Annotated in this window: 18 protein-coding genes; 5 read left to right on the top strand and 13 right to left on the bottom strand. The window is 59.1% G+C overall.

From position 1 onward, the window contains the following. Nucleotides 1-402: 402 nt before the first annotated feature. The 3 genes from CFBP1590_RS06470 to cmoB all read left to right on the top strand — a co-directional run bounded on the left by CFBP1590_RS06470 (nt 403) and on the right by cmoB (nt 2,607). Complete coding sequence (locus tag CFBP1590_RS06470) at nt 403-795, top strand: protease inhibitor I42 family protein (protein WP_004881798.1); 393 nt, start codon at nt 403-405, stop codon at nt 793-795. A 112-nt stretch (nt 796-907) separates the two neighbouring features. Beyond that, complete coding sequence (gene cmoA / locus CFBP1590_RS06465; RefSeq protein ID WP_004881795.1) at nt 908-1,651, top strand: carboxy-S-adenosyl-L-methionine synthase CmoA; 744 nt, start codon at nt 908-910, stop codon at nt 1,649-1,651. Beyond that, entirely contained in the window at nt 1,648-2,607 is a 960-nt protein-coding gene (gene cmoB / locus CFBP1590_RS06460; RefSeq protein ID WP_029243178.1) for a tRNA 5-methoxyuridine(34)/uridine 5-oxyacetic acid(34) synthase CmoB, read from the top strand. The genes cmoA and cmoB overlap by 4 nt, the downstream gene beginning before the upstream one ends. Before the next feature lie 329 nt (nt 2,608-2,936). Here the strand turns inward: cmoB and pdxJ are convergent, their stop codons facing one another. The 11 genes from pdxJ to rpoE all read right to left on the bottom strand — a co-directional run bounded on the left by pdxJ (nt 2,937) and on the right by rpoE (nt 13,243). After that, nucleotides 2,937-3,677, bottom strand: coding sequence for a pyridoxine 5'-phosphate synthase (pdxJ, locus tag CFBP1590_RS06455; protein WP_029243179.1), 741 nt, complete (start codon nt 3,675-3,677; stop codon nt 2,937-2,939). A gap of 51 nt (nt 3,678-3,728) precedes the next feature. Next, complete coding sequence (gene recO / locus CFBP1590_RS06450) at nt 3,729-4,412, bottom strand: DNA repair protein RecO (RefSeq protein WP_029243180.1); 684 nt, start codon at nt 4,410-4,412, stop codon at nt 3,729-3,731. A 57-nt stretch (nt 4,413-4,469) separates the two neighbouring features. Beyond that, on the bottom strand, nt 4,470-5,372 hold the full coding sequence (era, locus tag CFBP1590_RS06445; RefSeq protein ID WP_004881778.1) for a GTPase Era: 903 nt from the start codon (nt 5,370-5,372) through the stop codon (nt 4,470-4,472). Beyond that, entirely contained in the window at nt 5,365-6,054 is a 690-nt protein-coding gene (gene rnc / locus CFBP1590_RS06440) for a ribonuclease III (protein ID WP_004881776.1), read from the bottom strand. The genes era and rnc overlap by 8 nt, the downstream gene beginning before the upstream one ends. Continuing rightward, entirely contained in the window at nt 6,051-6,428 is a 378-nt protein-coding gene (locus CFBP1590_RS06435; RefSeq protein WP_025996855.1) for a DUF4845 domain-containing protein, read from the bottom strand. The genes rnc and CFBP1590_RS06435 overlap by 4 nt, the downstream gene beginning before the upstream one ends. 91 nt (nt 6,429-6,519) lie before the next feature. Beyond that, nucleotides 6,520-7,374: a signal peptidase I gene (gene lepB, locus CFBP1590_RS06430; protein WP_004881773.1), complete on the bottom strand. Its 855-nt coding sequence runs from the start codon at nt 7,372-7,374 to the stop codon at nt 6,520-6,522. Between the two features lie 9 nt (nt 7,375-7,383). Next, nucleotides 7,384-9,180 (bottom strand): translation elongation factor 4, encoded by a 1,797-nt coding sequence (lepA, locus tag CFBP1590_RS06425; RefSeq protein WP_025996854.1) that lies wholly within the window; start codon nt 9,178-9,180, stop codon nt 7,384-7,386. Nucleotides 9,181-9,351: 171 nt separating this feature from the next. Beyond that, complete coding sequence (locus tag CFBP1590_RS06420) at nt 9,352-10,734, bottom strand: DegQ family serine endoprotease (RefSeq protein ID WP_374729056.1); 1,383 nt, start codon at nt 10,732-10,734, stop codon at nt 9,352-9,354. Between the two features lie 335 nt (nt 10,735-11,069). Continuing rightward, the gene (locus CFBP1590_RS06415) at nt 11,070-12,026 is read right to left on the bottom strand and encodes a MucB/RseB family sigma factor regulatory protein (protein ID WP_088234687.1); all 957 of its coding nucleotides are present in this window, start codon (nt 12,024-12,026) and stop codon (nt 11,070-11,072) included. 8 nt (nt 12,027-12,034) lie between these two features. Beyond that, entirely contained in the window at nt 12,035-12,628 is a 594-nt protein-coding gene (locus tag CFBP1590_RS06410; RefSeq protein WP_004881766.1) for a sigma-E factor negative regulatory protein, read from the bottom strand. 33 nt (nt 12,629-12,661) lie between these two features. Further along, nucleotides 12,662-13,243: an RNA polymerase sigma factor RpoE/AlgU gene (gene rpoE / locus CFBP1590_RS06405; protein ID WP_002554912.1), complete on the bottom strand. Its 582-nt coding sequence runs from the start codon at nt 13,241-13,243 to the stop codon at nt 12,662-12,664. Nucleotides 13,244-13,732: 489 nt separating this feature from the next. On the opposite strand from rpoE, the gene nadB reads away from it, so the two are divergent. Continuing rightward, the gene (nadB, locus tag CFBP1590_RS06400) at nt 13,733-15,349 is read left to right on the top strand and encodes an L-aspartate oxidase (RefSeq protein WP_088234686.1); all 1,617 of its coding nucleotides are present in this window, start codon (nt 13,733-13,735) and stop codon (nt 15,347-15,349) included. Here nadB and CFBP1590_RS06395 read toward each other — a convergent pair. Both CFBP1590_RS06395 and CFBP1590_RS06390 read right to left on the bottom strand, forming a co-directional pair. Beyond that, nucleotides 15,318-15,782 (bottom strand): protein YgfX, encoded by a 465-nt coding sequence (locus CFBP1590_RS06395; protein WP_058432533.1) that lies wholly within the window; start codon nt 15,780-15,782, stop codon nt 15,318-15,320. The two genes, nadB and CFBP1590_RS06395, sit on opposite strands and share 32 nt — an antisense overlap. Further along, on the bottom strand, nt 15,766-16,020 hold the full coding sequence (locus tag CFBP1590_RS06390; protein ID WP_004881759.1) for an FAD assembly factor SdhE: 255 nt from the start codon (nt 16,018-16,020) through the stop codon (nt 15,766-15,768). Before CFBP1590_RS06390 ends, CFBP1590_RS06395 begins: the two co-directional genes overlap by 17 nt. 149 nt (nt 16,021-16,169) lie before the next feature. Here CFBP1590_RS06390 and ygfZ point away from each other — a divergent pair, with 149 nt between their 5' ends. Further along, the gene (gene ygfZ, locus CFBP1590_RS06385) at nt 16,170-17,111 is read left to right on the top strand and encodes a CAF17-like 4Fe-4S cluster assembly/insertion protein YgfZ (protein WP_162864240.1); all 942 of its coding nucleotides are present in this window, start codon (nt 16,170-16,172) and stop codon (nt 17,109-17,111) included. Nucleotides 17,112-17,198: the final 87 nt, after the last annotated feature.

Raw genomic sequence — 17,198 nt, 5'->3', positions numbered from 1 at the left:
AGCGTCCTGAGCGGTGTTACCACGCGCGCAGGAACAATCGGATTGCATATGATCGTTCCCACGCTCTGCGTGGTAACGCCTCCCAGGACGCTCCGCGTCCGCTCTCGAATGTGGCGCAGATGTGTGCTCAAGCTCCAGCGTTATCCACGTCATGCGCTCGGCTCACTGAATCCGCAGTCTGTGCCATTTGTGACGCGGAGCGTCACGGGAGGCATGCCCACGCGGAGCGATGGGCACGATCAGTGTTGAGGCGGACCTGTGTATAACGATGAGCGCGGAGTGGGAACAATCGGACTGTATATGACATGGCGCATGGCTCTTGCGCGCATCGGCACCTCCGGCTCCCCTCCAAAACCCTGATCGGTTATCCTCCAGCATCGTCTTGCAAAACCGGACCTTGCCATGACCCCTGCCCGTCTCGCTGTGCCCTTGAGCCTCGCCCTGTTAAGTGCCTGCGCACAAACCCCGAAAAACATCGTCTCCATCGACAGCCAGAGTGACTGTCCATTGAGCCTCAAGGCCGGACAAACGCTGATTCTGACCCTGCCCAGCAATCCCACGACAGGCTTTCGCTGGCTGACTCAGAACCCGGCACAGGACATCCTGCGCAGCCTGGGGCCTGAGGTGTATGCCAACGGCGGTAACAAGGAGATGATCGGCAGCGGCGGCGAGTCGGTCTGGCGTTTCAAAGCCACCCAGGCGGGCAGCGGACGCCTGCTGATGGTCTATCAGCAACCCTGGGCACCGGAAGTACCAGCCGAGCAGACCTTCGATTGTTCGATCAAGGTGAACTGAGGCCTTTTCAACAGTCCGCGCGGCGGCTCATCCGGGAAGCTGCGCCAGACCATGCATCACGACGACAACTTGGCTAGAATGCCCGCCTTTCAAAGCCTTCGCCGGAATCGCCGTGAGCAAAGAACCCGACCGCCTATTCGCCCAGCCCCTGGCCCAAGTGCCTGACTTCGCCTTCAACGAAGACGTGGTGCGGGTGTTCCCGGACATGATCAAGCGCTCGGTGCCCGGTTACCCGACCATTGTCGAGAACCTTGGCGTGCTTGCGGCGCAGTTCGCCCAGCCTGATACCGTTCTTTACGACCTGGGCAGTTCGCTGGGAGCCGTCACTCAGGCCCTGCGCCGCCATGTGCGCAACGAAGGGTGCCGGGTCATCGCCATCGACAACTCGGCCGCCATGGTCGAACGCTGCCGCGAATACCTGAATGCCCAGAATTCGATGTTTCAGGAGCTATTGCCGGTTGAGGTCATCGAGGGTGACATTCTGGCCCTGACGTTCCAGCCCGCCTCAGTGGTGGCCCTTAACTTCACGCTGCAATTCATCGCGCCCGAACAGCGTCTGGAGTTGTTGAGCCGTATCCGCCATTCGCTGGTGCCGGGCGGTGCCTTGATCCTCTCGGAAAAGCTGCGCTTCGATGATGATCAGGAGCACGCGCTGCTGACCGATCTGCACATCGCCTTCAAGCGCGCCAATGGCTACAGCGATCTGGAGATTGCCCAGAAGCGCAGCGCCATCGAGAACGTCATGAAACCCGACAGCCTCGAAGAACACCGCCAACGTCTGCTCGCCGCCGGTTTTTCCAAGGTGGTGCCGTGGTTCCAATGCCTTAACTTTGCCTCGTTGATTGCCCTGCCATGATTGATCTCGCTTCACTTGTCCGCCGTCTGGCACGTACTCCACTGGCCGAATGGGCCAACGGCCTGCAGGCCCAGCTCGATACCAAGATGACCAAAGGGCACGGCGACCTGCAGCGCTGGCAAAGTGCGCTGGACGCCCTGCCAGCACTGACGCCGAGCCGTGTCGAACTGACCGACAGCTTCACGCTGGAAACCGAGTGCGATGGCGAAACCCGTACTGTGCTGCGCAAGGCGTTGATGGGGCTTTCGCCGTGGCGCAAGGGGCCATTCAACGTGTTCGGCGTGCACATCGATACCGAATGGCGCTCCGACTGGAAGTGGTCGCGGGTAGCGCCGCATCTGGACCTGAAAGGCAAACGCGTGCTGGATGTCGGCTGCGGCAACGGCTATTACCAGTGGCGCATGCTCGGTGCCGGGGCTGACTGCGTGATCGGCGTCGATCCAAACTGGCTGTTCTTCTGCCAGTTCCAGGCCATGCAACGCTACCTGCCCGACGTGCCCGCCTGGCACCTGCCTTTCGCGCTGGAAGACCTGCCGGCCAATCTGGAAGGGTTCGATACGGTGTTTTCCATGGGCGTGCTGTACCACCGCAAATCGCCCATTGATCACTTGCTGGCGTTGAAAGACTGTCTGGTGAAAGGCGGCGAACTGGTCATGGAGACGCTGGTGATACCGGGCGACGTGCATCAGGTGCTGGTGCCCGAGGATCGCTATGCACAGATGCGCAACGTCTGGTTCCTGCCGTCCGTGCCCGCGCTGGAACTGTGGATGCGCCGCGCAGGTTTTACCGATGTACGCTGTGTGGACGTCAGTCATACAACGGTCGAGGAACAACGCAGCACTGAGTGGATGCGTTTTCAGTCGCTGGGCGACTTCCTCGACCCGAGCGATCCGACCAGAACCGTCGAAGGCCTGCCCGCACCGATGCGGGCCGTGATCGTGGGGCGCAAGCCTTAGGCTTTCAGCACCGGATCACACATCTGTAACCCGCAGTTGCTGAAGAAACACCCTTGTGGGAGGCGCCACCACGTCTTCGACGTAGCGCTGTCGCGCAGCAAACTTCTTGGGAGCGGACCGGGCGGCGTTCCGCTTGTCCGCGAAAAGGCCAGTACATCCGACGAATATTCATCGCCCGAAATACAGTATTCGCGGACAAGTCCGCTCCCACAAGATCCAGTTTCTTCAGTGGCTTACAGGTTGTTTGATAAGAGGCGGCTTGTTGCGCGACAGCGCTACATCGAAGATCTGGTGGGGCCTCCCACAGCCCGTATGGAGATTGGCGCTGCCTATCGCGCAGCCGCGACGATCAGCGCTTTCATCTCTGCCACCGCCGCCTTGAAGCCCACGAACAGTGCATGCGCCACCAGTGCATGGCCGATGTTCAGTTCGTTGATACCCTTGATCGCGGCAATCGGTTCGACGTTGTGATAGTGCAGGCCGTGACCGGCGTTGACGATCAAACCCTGAGCCAGACCAAAGGTCACGCCATCGGCGACCCGTTGCAGCTCTTCAGCCACTTCGACAGGAGTTTGCGCGTCGGCGTAGCGACCGGTGTGCAGTTCGATGGCGGGCGCACCGACACGCGCTGAAGCCGCAATCTGGCGCTCGTCAGCATCAATGAACAACGATACTTCACAGCCGATCTTCGACAGCCGCTCGACCGCTGCCTTGATGCGCGCTTCCTGACCCGCCACGTCCAGACCACCCTCGGTGGTCAATTCCTGACGCGTTTCCGGCACCAGACACACATGCGCCGGACGAATGCGCTCGGCAAACGCGAGCATCTCTTCGGTCACGCCCATTTCAAAGTTCATGCGAGTCTGCAACACGTCCTTGAGCAGCAGCACGTCGCGCTCCTGGATGTGGCGACGGTCTTCGCGCAAGTGAACCGTGATGCCATCGGCACCCGCCTCTTCCGCGTCCAGCGCGGCCTTGACCGGATCCGGGTAACGCGTGCCGCGTGCCTGGCGCAAAGTAGCCACGTGATCGATGTTCACGCCGAGAAGGATGCGGGTGCTTTGAGTCACGGGAGGTCTCCTGAAAGTTGATCGAAGCAGGCCGCAGAGCATAAAGCCTGATTACGGCTTGCGAAACAGTTCACGGCTGACTAATGGACGACCGCCCAGGTGCACGGCCAGTGCCTGACGCATCAGACGCTTGGCGGCAGACAACGCACCCGGCGCGCTCCAGTCGGCTTCGGCCATGGCCAGCAGCTCGACGCCTTGAAACAGACCGGGCTGCAACAGCCAGACCCGTTCCAGCCCGGCGTCGACCTGCAGGCGGTACATGCCGTCTGCGGCCAGAGGTTCACCGTTGATATCGGTATCCAGCGCAAAACCGTAGCCGAGATCGTCCAGCAGACGCCATTCGAATGAGCGAAGCAAGGGCTCGAGCGCCCGTCCTTCGGCAAGGGCGATCAGCGTGGCGGCATAGTGTTCGAACACGGCAGGATGCGGATCTTCGGCAGGCAGCAGACGAATCAGCAATTCATTGAGGTACATGCCACTGAACAGCGCCTCGCCCGTCATCCAGGTCGCGACACCGGCGCTTTCCATACGACCCACGTTCTTCAGCTCGCCGCGCCCGCGAAACTCGACTTCAAGCGGCACGAAGGGGCGTGCCAGCGAACCGGCCTTGCCCTTGGCGCTGCGCAGTACGGCACGCAAGCGGCCCTGAGGCGTGAGGAAATCGACCAACGCGCTGTTTTCACGGTACGCACGGCTGTGCAGCACAAAAGCAGGTTGGCCGGTTGGCGTGCTCATCGGGCGGGCTCGAAAAGGAAAATGTTCACCCGGCCGGTGGCCGGGTGAAAAGACAACCTAGAGGTCGCCGTAGCCCAGCGAGCGCAGTGCGCGCTCGTCGTCGGACCAGCCACCCTTGACCTTGACCCAGAGGTTGAGCATCACCTTGGAGTCGAACAGCAGCTCCATGTCGCGACGGGCATCACTGCCGATGCGTTTGATACGCTCGCCCTTGTCGCCAATGATGATCTTCTTCTGACCGTCGCGTTCGACGAGGATCAGCGCATGGATGTGCAGGGTGCGACCCTGCTGCTTGAACTCTTCGATTTCGACGGTGATCTGGTACGGAAGCTCGGCACCCAGCTGGCGCATGATCTTCTCGCGGACCAGTTCAGCGGCCAGGAAGCGACTGCTGCGGTCGGTGATCTGGTCTTCCGGGAAGAAGTGATCATTTTCCGGCAGGTGGGAGGCGATCAGGCCTTCCAGTGCTTCAAGGTTGTGACCGTGCTGCGCAGAGATAGGCACGATGGACGCATTCGGCAACTGGCCTTGCAGCCATTCCAGATGCGGCATCAGATCGCTCTTGTCTTCGATGCGGTCGGTCTTGTTGATCGCCAGAATGACCGGACCCTGAACGTATTGAACACGCTCCAGCACCATCTGGTCTTCGTCGGTCCAGCGCGTGCGGTCGACAACGAAGATCACCACATCGACGTCTTTCAACGCAGCCGAAGCGGTCTTGTTCATGTAGCGGTTCAGCGCTTTCTCGCCGTTCTTGTGCATGCCCGGGGTATCGACGTAGATCGCCTGCACGGCACCCTCGGTCTTGATGCCCAGCATGTTGTGACGGGTGGTCTGCGGCTTGCGCGAAGTGATCGCCAGCTTCTGACCGAGAATGTGATTGAGCAGCGTGGACTTGCCTACGTTAGGGCGGCCGACGATGGCAACATAGCCACAGCGTGTTGCAGTTGTATCAGTCATGACCATTCTCCACGCCAAGGGCAATGAGTGCTGCAGCTGCGGCTACCTGTTCGGCAATCCGGCGGCTGACACCCTGACCTCGACTCTTTTCATTCAATAAGGTGATTTCGCATTCGACGAAGAACGTCCGGCAATGCGGCTCACCCTGGATGTCCACCACTTCGTAACGTGGCAGATCACAGGCCCGTGACTGCAGAAATTCCTGCAGACGGGTTTTCGGGTCCTTGTTGGTGTCTACCAGCGTCAGGCTGTCGAACTCGGTCGTCAACCACGCCAGTACACGCTCACGCGCAGCGTCCATACCGGCGTCGAGGTAGATCGCACCGATCAGCGCTTCGAGGGCATCGGCCAGAATCGATTCACGACGGAATCCGCCGCTCTTCAATTCACCGGATCCCAATCGCAGGTATTCACCCAGATCAAAACCGCGAGCCAGCAACGCCAGCGTCTCGCCTTTCACCAACCGTGCACGCAGACGCGACAGCTGACCTTCACGGGCCTGAGGAAAGCGCTCGAACAGCGCCTCGCCGGCCACAAAGTTGAGAATGGCATCACCGAGGAATTCCAGACGCTCGTTGTTACGACCGGCAAAACTGCGGTGGGTCAGGGCCAGGACCATCAGTTCCTGATCCTTGAAGGTGTAGCCGAGCTGACGCTCAAGGCGGCTCAAGGATACGCTCACGGTCTGCCCACGCTCAGTTGCTTGTCGAACTTGATGACCACGTCGATGTTCTGGATCAATGGCTCACGCTGTTCATAGTTCAAATGGGCGTTGAACGTATTGTTCTCCACCGTTACTTTTAAAGCCTTGTTCAAATCTATATCCCGGATGCTGTTGAGCTGCATGCTCTTTTCGACATAACTGTAAAATTCGCTGACCGTGGTGATATCCAGGCCTTTGTTGGTCTCGACCGCTTCGATGATTTTCGTCATCGACATGTAGTCGAGATAATGGGGAACGATCTTCATCGCCGTGCTCACCGCAAATGCGACGAGCGCCAGCGTCAGCAACCATCCGACCCACGACATACCTTTTTGAGAAGCAGGGAACGTCATGTTCACTGTTGACCCTCCTGGGTGCGCTGCCAGCGGCAGGCCAAAACGTTCCCAAATGACATACGGCGCTGCTCAGGCAGCGCCGCATGGATTATTTGATCAGACCTACCCGTGAAAAATTGGGGAAGTGACTCAGTTTCGGCTCGGGCCAGCTCATCCAGACAGCAAAGGCCTTGCCGACGATGTTCTTGTCCGGAACCATGCCCAGCTCGTCCTTGGGAATGTTGGGGTCATCCCAGTAACGGCTGTCGTTGGAGTTGTCCCGGTTGTCGCCCATCATGAAGTAGTGCGCGGCAGGCACGGTCCACTCGGTGTCGGGCGGCGCACGGTAGCGGCTCATCTCCTGACGGATCTGGTGCTCGACAGTGCCCAGTTGCTCTTCGTACAGTTCGGCACTGCCCAGTGTTCCGGGCTCGGTGCCGATCAGTTTCTTGGCAACCAGTTCGCCGTTCACGAACAGGCGCTTGTCACTGGTGTAACGAATGCGGTCGCCCGGCAAGCCGATGACACGCTTGATGTAGTTGACGCTCGGGTCGCTCGGGTAGCGAAACACCATAACATCGCCACGCTGCGGATCACCGATCTGAATCACCTTCTGGTCCAGTACGGGCAAACGAATGCCGTAGGAGAACTTGTTGACCAGAATGAAATCACCCACGTCCAGTGTCGGCTTCATGGAGCCCGACGGAATCTGGAAGGGTTCGACCAGAAACGAGCGCAGGACCAGGACGATGAACAGGACCGGAAAGAACGACTTGCCGTATTCAACCAGCAAGGGTTCCTTGTCCAGTCGCTCGACGACAGCAATGTCAGGCTCTGCGACGCTGCCCTGATAATTGGCGATGGCCACCCGGCGACGAGGCGCCAGGAACACCAGGTCAATCAGTGCAAGCACGCCACAGACGAAGACAGCGATGACCAACAACAGCGGGAAATTTAGTGACATAGGACCTGACTATTCCAACCTGAGCACTGCAAGGAAAGCTTCCTGTGGAATCTCCACGTTGCCGACCTGCTTCATGCGTTTCTTACCGGCCTTCTGCTTCTCGAGCAATTTGCGTTTACGGCTCACGTCGCCGCCATAACACTTGGCCAGTACGTTCTTTCTGAGCGCCTTGACGGTTGTCCGGGCCACGATCTGACCGCCAATGGCGGCCTGAATTGCCACGTCGAACATCTGCCGCGGAATCAGTTCTTTCATCTTCTCGGTCAACGCGCGCCCTTTGTAGTGCGCGTTGTCACGGTGAACGATCAGCGCCAGGGCATCGACCTTCTCGCCGTTGATCAGTACATCGAGCTTGACCAGATTGGCCGACTGATAACGGTCAAAATGATAATCCAGCGAAGCATAACCGCGGCTGACTGACTTCAAACGATCGAAGAAGTCCAGAACCACTTCGTTCATCGGCAGATCGTAGCTGACCTGAACCTGCGTTCCGAGGAACAGCATGTCGTGCTGCACGCCACGTTTTTCGATGCACAGCGTGATGACGTTGCCCAGGTGCTCCTGAGGCACAAGAATATTTGCCCGAACGATAGGTTCGCGCATGTCTTCGATGGCTGACAGGTCTGGCAATTTGGACGGGTTGTCGACGTAAATCGTTTCACCGGTCTTCAGCAGCAGTTCGAAGATAACGGTTGGTGCCGTGGTGATCAGGTCCAGGTTGTATTCGCGTTCCAGACGCTCCTGGATGATCTCCATGTGGAGCATGCCCAGGAAGCCGCAACGGAAGCCGAAGCCCAGCGCGTCCGAGCTTTCCGGCAGGTACTGCAGCGAAGAATCGTTGAGCGTCAGTTTCTGCAACGCTTCGCGGAAGTCTTCGAAATCATCGGAGCTGACCGGGAACAGACCGGCGTACACCTGCGGCTGGATACGTTTGAAGCCCGGCAATACGTCCACATCGGGCGTGGTGCTGAGTGTCAGGGTGTCACCGACCGGCGCACCATGAATATCCTTGATGCCGGCGATGATGAAGCCCACTTCGCCCGCTTTCAGATCGACCGTTGCGGTGTGCTTGGGGTTGAATACCCCGACGCTGTCGACCAGGTGCATCTTGCCGGTGGATTTGACGAGAATCTTGTCGCCTTTCCTGACCCGGCCATGGCGTACACGCACCAGGGACACGACGCCCAGGTAGTTGTCGAACCAGGAGTCGATGATCAACGCTTGCAGCGGGTCTTCGATATTGCCGGTCGGTGCCGGAATGGTCGTGACCAGGCGCTCGAGCACTTCATCAACGCCCATGCCGCTCTTGGCACTGCAGGCCACGGCGTCGGTGGCATCGATGCCGATGATCTTCTCGATCTCTTCCTTGACGCGGTCCGGATCGGCCTGCGGCAAGTCCATCTTGTTCAGTACCGGCATGACCTCGAGGCCCTGCTCGATAGCGGTGTAGCAGTTGGCAACCGACTGTGCCTCGACGCCCTGACCCGCATCGACGACCAGCAACGCGCCTTCACAGGCCGCCAGCGAACGGCTGACCTCATAGGTGAAGTCCACGTGACCGGGCGTGTCAATGAAGTTCAGCTGGTAGGTAATACCGTCTTTGGCCTTGTAGTACAGGGTTACGCTGTGGGCCTTGATGGTGATCCCGCGCTCGCGCTCAAGATCCATGGAGTCGAGCACCTGCGCTTCCATTTCGCGCTCGGACAGGCCACCGCACATTTGAATGAAGCGGTCGGCCAGCGTCGACTTGCCATGGTCAATGTGGGCGATGATGGAGAAATTGCGGATATGACTCAAATCACTCACGGATCAACACTCAAAAAGGTTGCAGGCAGATTGCCCGCCGAAAAATAGCCGGGAATTGTACCTGATGGATGCCCGAGGCGTCACGCTTGCAGGTAGACCGATCGGTTTCAGGCCTAATCACAGACATGAAAAAGGGCGACCGTGGCCGCCCTTCCTCATCAGACCTGACTGTTATTCGTCCAGTTTGAACGTAATGAACGTCGCGCGGCCCTGACGCAGAACACGCATCGAGACAGATCGATCCTTCGGCAGGCTTTTCGCCACGTCGGTGAACTGCTTGGCCGAGGTGATCGCCTGATTGTTCAGGTGGGTGATCACATCACCGGCCTGCAGACCGATCAGCGAAGCCGGACCACCGGTCACTTCCTTGATCGCCACGCCGCCTTTCAGGTCCAGGCTTTTCTTCTGCTCGGCGGTCAGTTCGATCACCGAAACACCCAGACGATTGCTGCTGCGCTCGGCACCGGCACCCGGTACGCCGCGCATTTCCTGGCCTTCGTCCGGCAGTGCGCCGACGGTGACCGTGACGTTCTGACGCTTGCCGTCGCGAATCACTTCAAGCTCGGCCTTGCTGCCGTCCTTGAGGTTGCCGATCAGGTGCGGCAGGTCGGCCGACATGATGATCGGCTGGCCGTTGGCGCTCAGAATCACGTCACCCACCTGCAGACCGCCCTTGGCAGCCGGACCGTCTTCAAGCACCTGCGCAACCAGTGCACCGGCAGGCTTGTCCAGACCGAAGGACTCAGCCAGATCCTTGTTCACTTCCTGAATCACGACGCCCAGCCAGCCGCGGCTGACCTTGCCGCTGGCCTTCAGCTGATTGGCGACATCCATGGCGACGTCGATCGGAATCGCGAACGACAGGCCCATGAAGCCACCCGAGCGGGTGAAAATCTGCGAGTTGATACCCACGACTTCACCGGCCATGTTGAACAGCGGACCACCGGAGTTGCCCGGGTTGATCGCCACGTCCGTCTGGATGAACGGCACGTAGGTGTCATTCGGCAGGCTGCGGCCCTTGGCGCTGACAATACCCTTGGTCACCGAATGATCGAAGCCGAACGGCGAACCGATCGCCAGTACCCACTCACCGACCTTGAGCTTGTTGGAGTTACCCAGCTTGGCGGTTGGCAGGTCCTTGCCTTCGATTTTCAGAACAGCCACGTCAGTGCGCGGATCGGTACCGACCAGCTTGGCTTTCAGTTCGCTGCGGTCGGAGAGGCGCACGAGAATTTCGTCCGCGCCGTCGATCACATGGTTGTTGGTCAGCACATAGCCATCGGGCGAGATGATGAAGCCCGAGCCCAGCGACTGGGCCTCGCGCTGGCGATCACCCTTGCCTGGCGGACGGGTTCCCGGCGGCATGCTGCGCTCGAGAAATTCGCGCAGCATCGGTGGCAGACCTTCGAGGTCCGGCACTTGCTGATTGGCGATGGCCCGGTCAGGCAGCTTCTGCCGGGTACTGATATTCACCACCGCCGGCGATGCCTGCTCCACCAGCCCGGTGAAGTCCGGCAGGTTCTCGGCCTGTACGGCAGCGACCTGCCCGAGCATCAGCACGGCGGCAATGAGGGATAGATAAGATTTCATGCGTGGTATCGACATACGGCTCCCATTCACAACGAGCAAAGTTAAGCAGTACAAGGTCAGCTGACTCAGAGACCCGACACCGTGCGGTGCCCTCCCCTGATACTTTTTTACGGCCCACAAACGACAAAGGCCAGAGCTGCGAGGCTGTGACCTATAGAAAAAAACGAGATGTTTTGCAACCTGCAAACCTCACCAAACATTTCAGCGTCTCAGCACAGGGCCAGGTTGACTGCAGTCTGGCAGTTCGTTGGACCCAAGATGAAATAATTTACATCTTGGGCGCTCGCCACAGTATCGAACTACTTTTTCGCCTGGGTTTCGGTACCACGAATGGACAGCGCAACGCGCTCCGCAGTGCCCAACGGTATCTCTCCGACCACTGTAACCATGGTGTCGCCCTGAGGCGTGGTCAGGCGTCGGGATACTGCAACGGTAGGACCCAGCTGAGTACGAATGTCGGACGATGCATTACCGCTCACGGGCTCGATAAACACCGAAAACCGTGCCAGACCATCGCCATACATCAGGCTGGTCACTGGCGAGTGCGAATCGTGCTCCTTGCGTACACCACTGCTGCTGAGCTCAAAGCCCGGCGGCAGCCAGTCCGAACGCCAGGCGACCGGAGTGACCTGCGCCTTGGACTTGGCCTTCGCAGCCACTACCGGCTTGCAATCGGCACTGACCTGAAGCATCTGATCAGTCGGTGCGGTGGCGGTTTCCAGGTCGGTGAACTGGAAACGCTCGAGCAGCTGCCCTTTGTCGCTTAACAACAACGACTTCAGCGCAAGGCCAGTCTCGTTATCGATATGCAACTCCATACCGTAACGATGCTGATCCTTCGGCGTCACTGCCACAATAGTAGTCGCACGCCCAGCCACTCGCGACTTGCCGACGACTTTCATGTCGTACCAGTCGGAGAGTTTCTTGACGTCGAAATTTCGAGAGGAGGAGCCGGCGCTGGTGACGCCTGCTTCCAGAGTGCCACTGACGCACTGGGTAAGCCCGTCGATACGTGACACTTCAAGAGCAGAACCATCAAGCTGCAACAAGCGCTCACTGACCTTGCCGTCCGCTACGCGGTGCCAGATCCGGTGGGTAGAGAAACTACCGTTGCGCTCGTAAACAAAAGTACCTTGATAGCTTTGCTGCTGATCAACCTGCCCAAGACGCTTGAGCATGTCCTGGGCATCATCGGCATGCACTGGGAGGGCAAGCCATCCACCAAGCAACAACGGCAGTAGAGGGACGACTCGCATGTTCCTCCTTAACGGTTTTCCAGGCTGGCGGCACGAGCGTAAGGCAGCGCGCTTTCAGTACCCTTCAGCGCAGCTTCCTGAGCGTGCTGGCGCAGGTAGCCTGGCAGACGCTTGTCGCCTTCACCGGCCTGACCTTGCAACACACCGTTGGCCATCGGGCCTGGTGCCTGTTCGGCGCTCTCGGTATAACCCGCCAGTACCGCCGGGCCCTTGACCTGTGGAACGGTCAGGTTGGCAGGCTGCTGGGTCTGCTGTGCCAGCTGCGTACCGGTGATTTCATCCTGGTTGTACAGGCGAACACCAGCCAGAACAGCGACGGTTACCGAAGCGGCCACGGCCAGACGACCCAGCGAGCGCCACGGACCGCGGGCTGCTTTCAGGGGGCTGACTTCATCGGCAATCGCAGCGGACACAGCCGCCGAGATATCCAGATGAGGCATCAACAGTTCCTTGTGCATCGCTGCACGGGCAATCTGATAACGCGACCATGTGGCACGTGTATCTGCATCGTCAATGGCATTCAATACCCGACGCAATTCCAACTCGTCCGCTTCATTATCCATCACTGCGGACAGCGATTCCTGCAGGGCTTCACGACTCATGGCGGGTTCCTCTCTTGGGCTATCGCCGCTGTCTCAGGATTCCTGCAACAACGGCTGCAGGGCTTTATCGATGGCTTCCCGAGCGCGAAAGATGCGAGAGCGCACGGTACCAACAGGACATTGCATGACGCTCGCAATGTCTTCGTAACTCAGACCATCGAATTCACGTAAAGTTAGTGCCGTACGCAAATCCTCCGGGAGAAGCTGGATGGTCCGATGGACAGTGCCCTCGATCTCATCCCTCAACAATGCACGCTCCGGCGACTCGATGTCCTTGAGGCCATGATCGCCATCGTAGAACTCCGCGTCCTCAGACCTTACATCGCTATCAGGCGGCCGCCGACCTCGCGACACCAGATAGTTTTTCGCCGTGTTGATGGCGATGCGGTACAGCCACGTGTAAAACGCACTGTCACCGCGGAAATTTCCGAGTGCGCGGTAAGCCTTGATAAAAGCTTCCTGCGCAACATCCTGAGCCTCATGGGTGTCGTGCACGAAACGCACGATCAACCCTAGAATCTTGTGCTGATACTTCAGCACCAACAGATCAAATGCCCGCGTGTCACCGCGCTGTACGCGCTCGACAAGCTGCTGATCCTCTTCCTGGGTTAGCATGAACACTCCTCATTGAGCTTAAAGGAGCGTTGCAACTGATATTGTTCAGGCTCGCAAACATAGACTCGGGCTTTTCGCAAAAGTTCTCCCCCTTCAAGCAAGTTTCCTGCAGGTAATCATAAAGCCTGCAAGAAAAACGCAGCTCGACCGGATCGGCTGCGTGAATAGTCTTGTCGTCAGATGCACAGTCGATGATCACTTATCTAAACCTGCACATGCCGACGCTGTTCCTTTATAGGCAACCTGCTATTGAGCCTGGATCCCGGTGAAAAGTTCCATCGACCCAAAGACAGGTGTGAACGCAAACTGCCTCGCTGCTCTTGATCATTGAATGTATTTCAAGGATTGAAGCAGCGCAAAACGGAGTGCATCACGCCGGGGACTGGAGCACAATCGTCACCCGCCGTGGTTTCACATTGCCATGAGGCGCGGCTATTGTGCCGATCCCCCTTTACTTATACTAGTGGCCGCCGAGAGCAGAATTCACAGATGAGCCAACATTTTCAGCACGACGTACTGATCATCGGCAGCGGAGCGGCAGGCTTGAGCCTTGCGCTGACACTTCCGGCCCATCTGCGCATCGCGGTTCTGAGCAAGGGCGACCTGTCAAACGGCTCCACTTTCTGGGCCCAGGGCGGTGTCGCGGCAGTGCTTGATGACACCGATACAGTGCAGTCGCACGTCGAAGACACGCTCAACGCTGGCGGCGGTCTTTGCGCCGAAGAGGCCGTGCGCTTCACGGTCGAACACAGCCGTGAAGCCATTCAATGGCTGATCGATCAGGGCGTGCCGTTTACCCGCGGCGACCATGCGGACGCTGAGGAAAGCGGCTTCCAGTTCCACCTGACCCGTGAAGGCGGTCACAGCCATCGTCGAATCATTCACGCTGCGGATGCCACCGGCGCTGCGATTTTCCGGACATTGCTCGAGCAGGCCAGCAAACGGCCCAACATCGAACTGCTCGAACAGCGCGCCGCCATCGACCTGATCACCGAACGCAGATTGGGTCTGGAAGGCCAGCGCTGCCTGGGCGCCTACGTGCTGAACCGTAAAAGCGGCGAGGTCGACACCTATGGCGCACGCTTCACGATCCTGGCGTCCGGTGGCGCGGCGAAGGTCTATCTCTACACCAGCAACCCTGACGGTGCATGCGGTGACGGCATCGCAATGGCCTGGCGTGCCGGCTGTCGGGTGGCGAATCTGGAGTTTAACCAATTCCATCCAACCTGCCTGTATCACCCGCAAGCCAAGAGCTTTCTGATCACTGAAGCACTGCGTGGCGAAGGCGCTTATCTGAAACTGCCGAACGGCGAGCGTTTCATGCCACGTTTCGACGAACGGGCAGAACTGGCGCCCCGCGACATTGTGGCCCGCGCCATTGACCACGAGATGAAGCGCCTGGGTATCGACTGCGTCTATCTGGACATCAGCCATAAACCCGAGGCGTTCATCAAGACGCACTTTCCTACGGTGTACGAGCGCTGCCTCGAGTTTTCAATCGACATTACCCGTCAGCCGATCCCGGTCGTCCCTGCCGCGCACTACACCTGCGGCGGCGTGATGGTCGACAGCCGGGGACACACAGACGTGCCGGGGCTTTATGCGATTGGCGAAACCAGTTTCACCGGCCTGCACGGCGCCAACCGGATGGCCAGCAATTCGTTGCTGGAATGCTTTGTCTATGCACGCTCTGCGGCGCAGGACATCGAGAAACAACTGGGCGACATTCAGATGCCAGCCGATCTTCCGGCGTGGGACGCCAGTCAGGTGACCGATTCGGACGAAGACGTGATCATTGCGCACAACTGGGATGAATTACGCAGATTCATGTGGGACTACGTCGGCATCGTGCGCACCAACAAGCGACTGCAACGCGCCCAGCACCGTGTGCGACTGTTACTGGATGAGATCGACGAGTTTTACAGTAACTACAAGGTCAGCCGTGACCTGATCGAGTTGCGCAACCTGGCGCAAGTAGCTGAGCTGATGATCCGCTCGGCCATGGAGCGCAAGGAAAGCCGCGGGCTGCATTACACGCTGGATTATCCGGACCTGTTGCCCGAAGCACTGGACACTATTCTGATACCACCCACCTACGTCGGCTGAACTTCAGCCGTACGCGCAAGCGCCGGTGAATATCCGGCGTCTGCGCATCAAAGGGAATGCAGCAGCTGTGGACTTGCCGCGCGGGCCGCCCGCCATTCACCAGACGAAAGCGCAGAATCACGACCAGCGGAAGCGCCAGACTGTCCTTGCATAACTGCACAGGCTGCCAGCCGCCCTGCTCGCTCCAGACACGCCATCCCTGTGAATCACGCTGCAATCCGGTGAACGAGCCCGGGCGTTTCAGCAGTATCGACCCCGGCAAGACCCAGGCCGCGTGAGCGATACACAACGCAGCGCCGACCAACGCCATCTGGGCCGGAACGTCCAGCCAGCACAGCGCAGACAATGCCAGCACCTGAACAAGACCATAAGCCGTCAGCAGCAGGCGCGAAGCCTGCCAGTGACACTCGAAGCGATCATTTGGGCTGAACACGGTCCAGAATCATGCGAACCATGCGCTGCAATTCAGGATCTTCGGACTCGGCACGCTGCATGAACCAGCCGAACATGTCCTGATCCTCGCAGGTCAGCAGGCGGCGATACAGATCGCGGTCCACGTCATTCAAATGCGGATAGACCTCACGGACAAACGGCACCAGCAGCACGTCCAGTTCGAGCATGCCGCGGCGGCTGTGCCAGTAAAGGCGGTTGAGTTCAACGTCTTCGACCATGGAGCGCTCCTCAAAGTAGGCGGCGAGTATACAGCCGTGAGGCGGCAGCGCGAATCGCGCAATGGTCGCAGCAGTTTTCATGTACCCGTATTCAGATTCACGACTGGGCACTATGATGTGCCCCAGACTTTTTCCCATTTGCGATGACCATGGCCCACTCAGCTTTCTTCTGCACGCTATCCCATGAGGGCGTTCTTGCCGTTCGCGGCGTGGATGCCAGCAAGTTTCTGCAGGGACAATTGACCTGCAACTTCAATTACCTGAGCGAAGACCGCTCAAGCCTCGGTGCGCGCTGCACCCAGAAAGGGCGGATGCAGTCCAGCTTCCGCGTGGTGTTCGAAGGTGACGGCTGCCTGCTGGCGATGGCTCGTGAACTGATCGAACCGCAACTGCTGGACCTGCGCAAATATGCCGTGTTTTCCAAGTCCAAACTGACTGACGAAAGCGCAGCCTGGGTGCGCTTCGGCCTTCAGGATGGCGACGGCGCACTGGTCAGCCTGGGCCTCGATCTCGCGCAGGAAACCGATTCGGTATCCCGCGCCAACGATCTGATCGCGATTCGTGTGTCGCCCGCGCGTGCCGAACTCTGGGTGCGTGCCGAACAGGCCGACAGCATTCAGTCGCGACTCGCTTCGCAGCTCGACGAGGCCTCGCTCAATGACTGGCTGCTGGGTCAGATCCAGGCCGGTATCGGTCAGGTGTTCATCGAGACCCGCGAAGAGTTCATTCCGCAGATGATCAACCTGCAGGCAGTGGGTGGCGTCAGCTTCAAGAAAGGCTGCTACACCGGGCAGGAAATCGTGGCGCGCATGCAGTACCTGGGCAAGCTCAAGCGCAGGCTTTATCGGCTGTCGATGCAGGGCGACGAGATACCAGCACCCGGTGCCGCGCTGTTTTCATCTGTGCACACCAGCTCGTCAGGCAACGTTGTGATCGCCGCGCGGTCAGAGCAGGGGATCGAGTTGCTGGCAGTGCTTCAGGCCGATGCCGCAGAAAGTGGCGACGTGCACCTCGGCGCTGCAGACGGTCCTTCCCTGCAACTGTGTGAGCTGCCCTACACGCTGGACAGCAAGCTCGAAACACAGCGATAGCGCGAGCGAACGCTCCCGCTTTTCCATGGTCAGTACAGCACCCGGCAATCCGGCGCCCACAGGGCGCCCGGAACACTCTGGACACCC

The organism is Pseudomonas viridiflava, from assembly GCF_900184295.1.
In the GTDB taxonomy this organism is placed as follows: domain Bacteria; phylum Pseudomonadota; class Gammaproteobacteria; order Pseudomonadales; family Pseudomonadaceae; genus Aquipseudomonas; species Aquipseudomonas viridiflava.
Note: the sequence above shows the minus strand (reverse complement) of the source record. Positions and strands in the feature narration are given on the sequence as shown.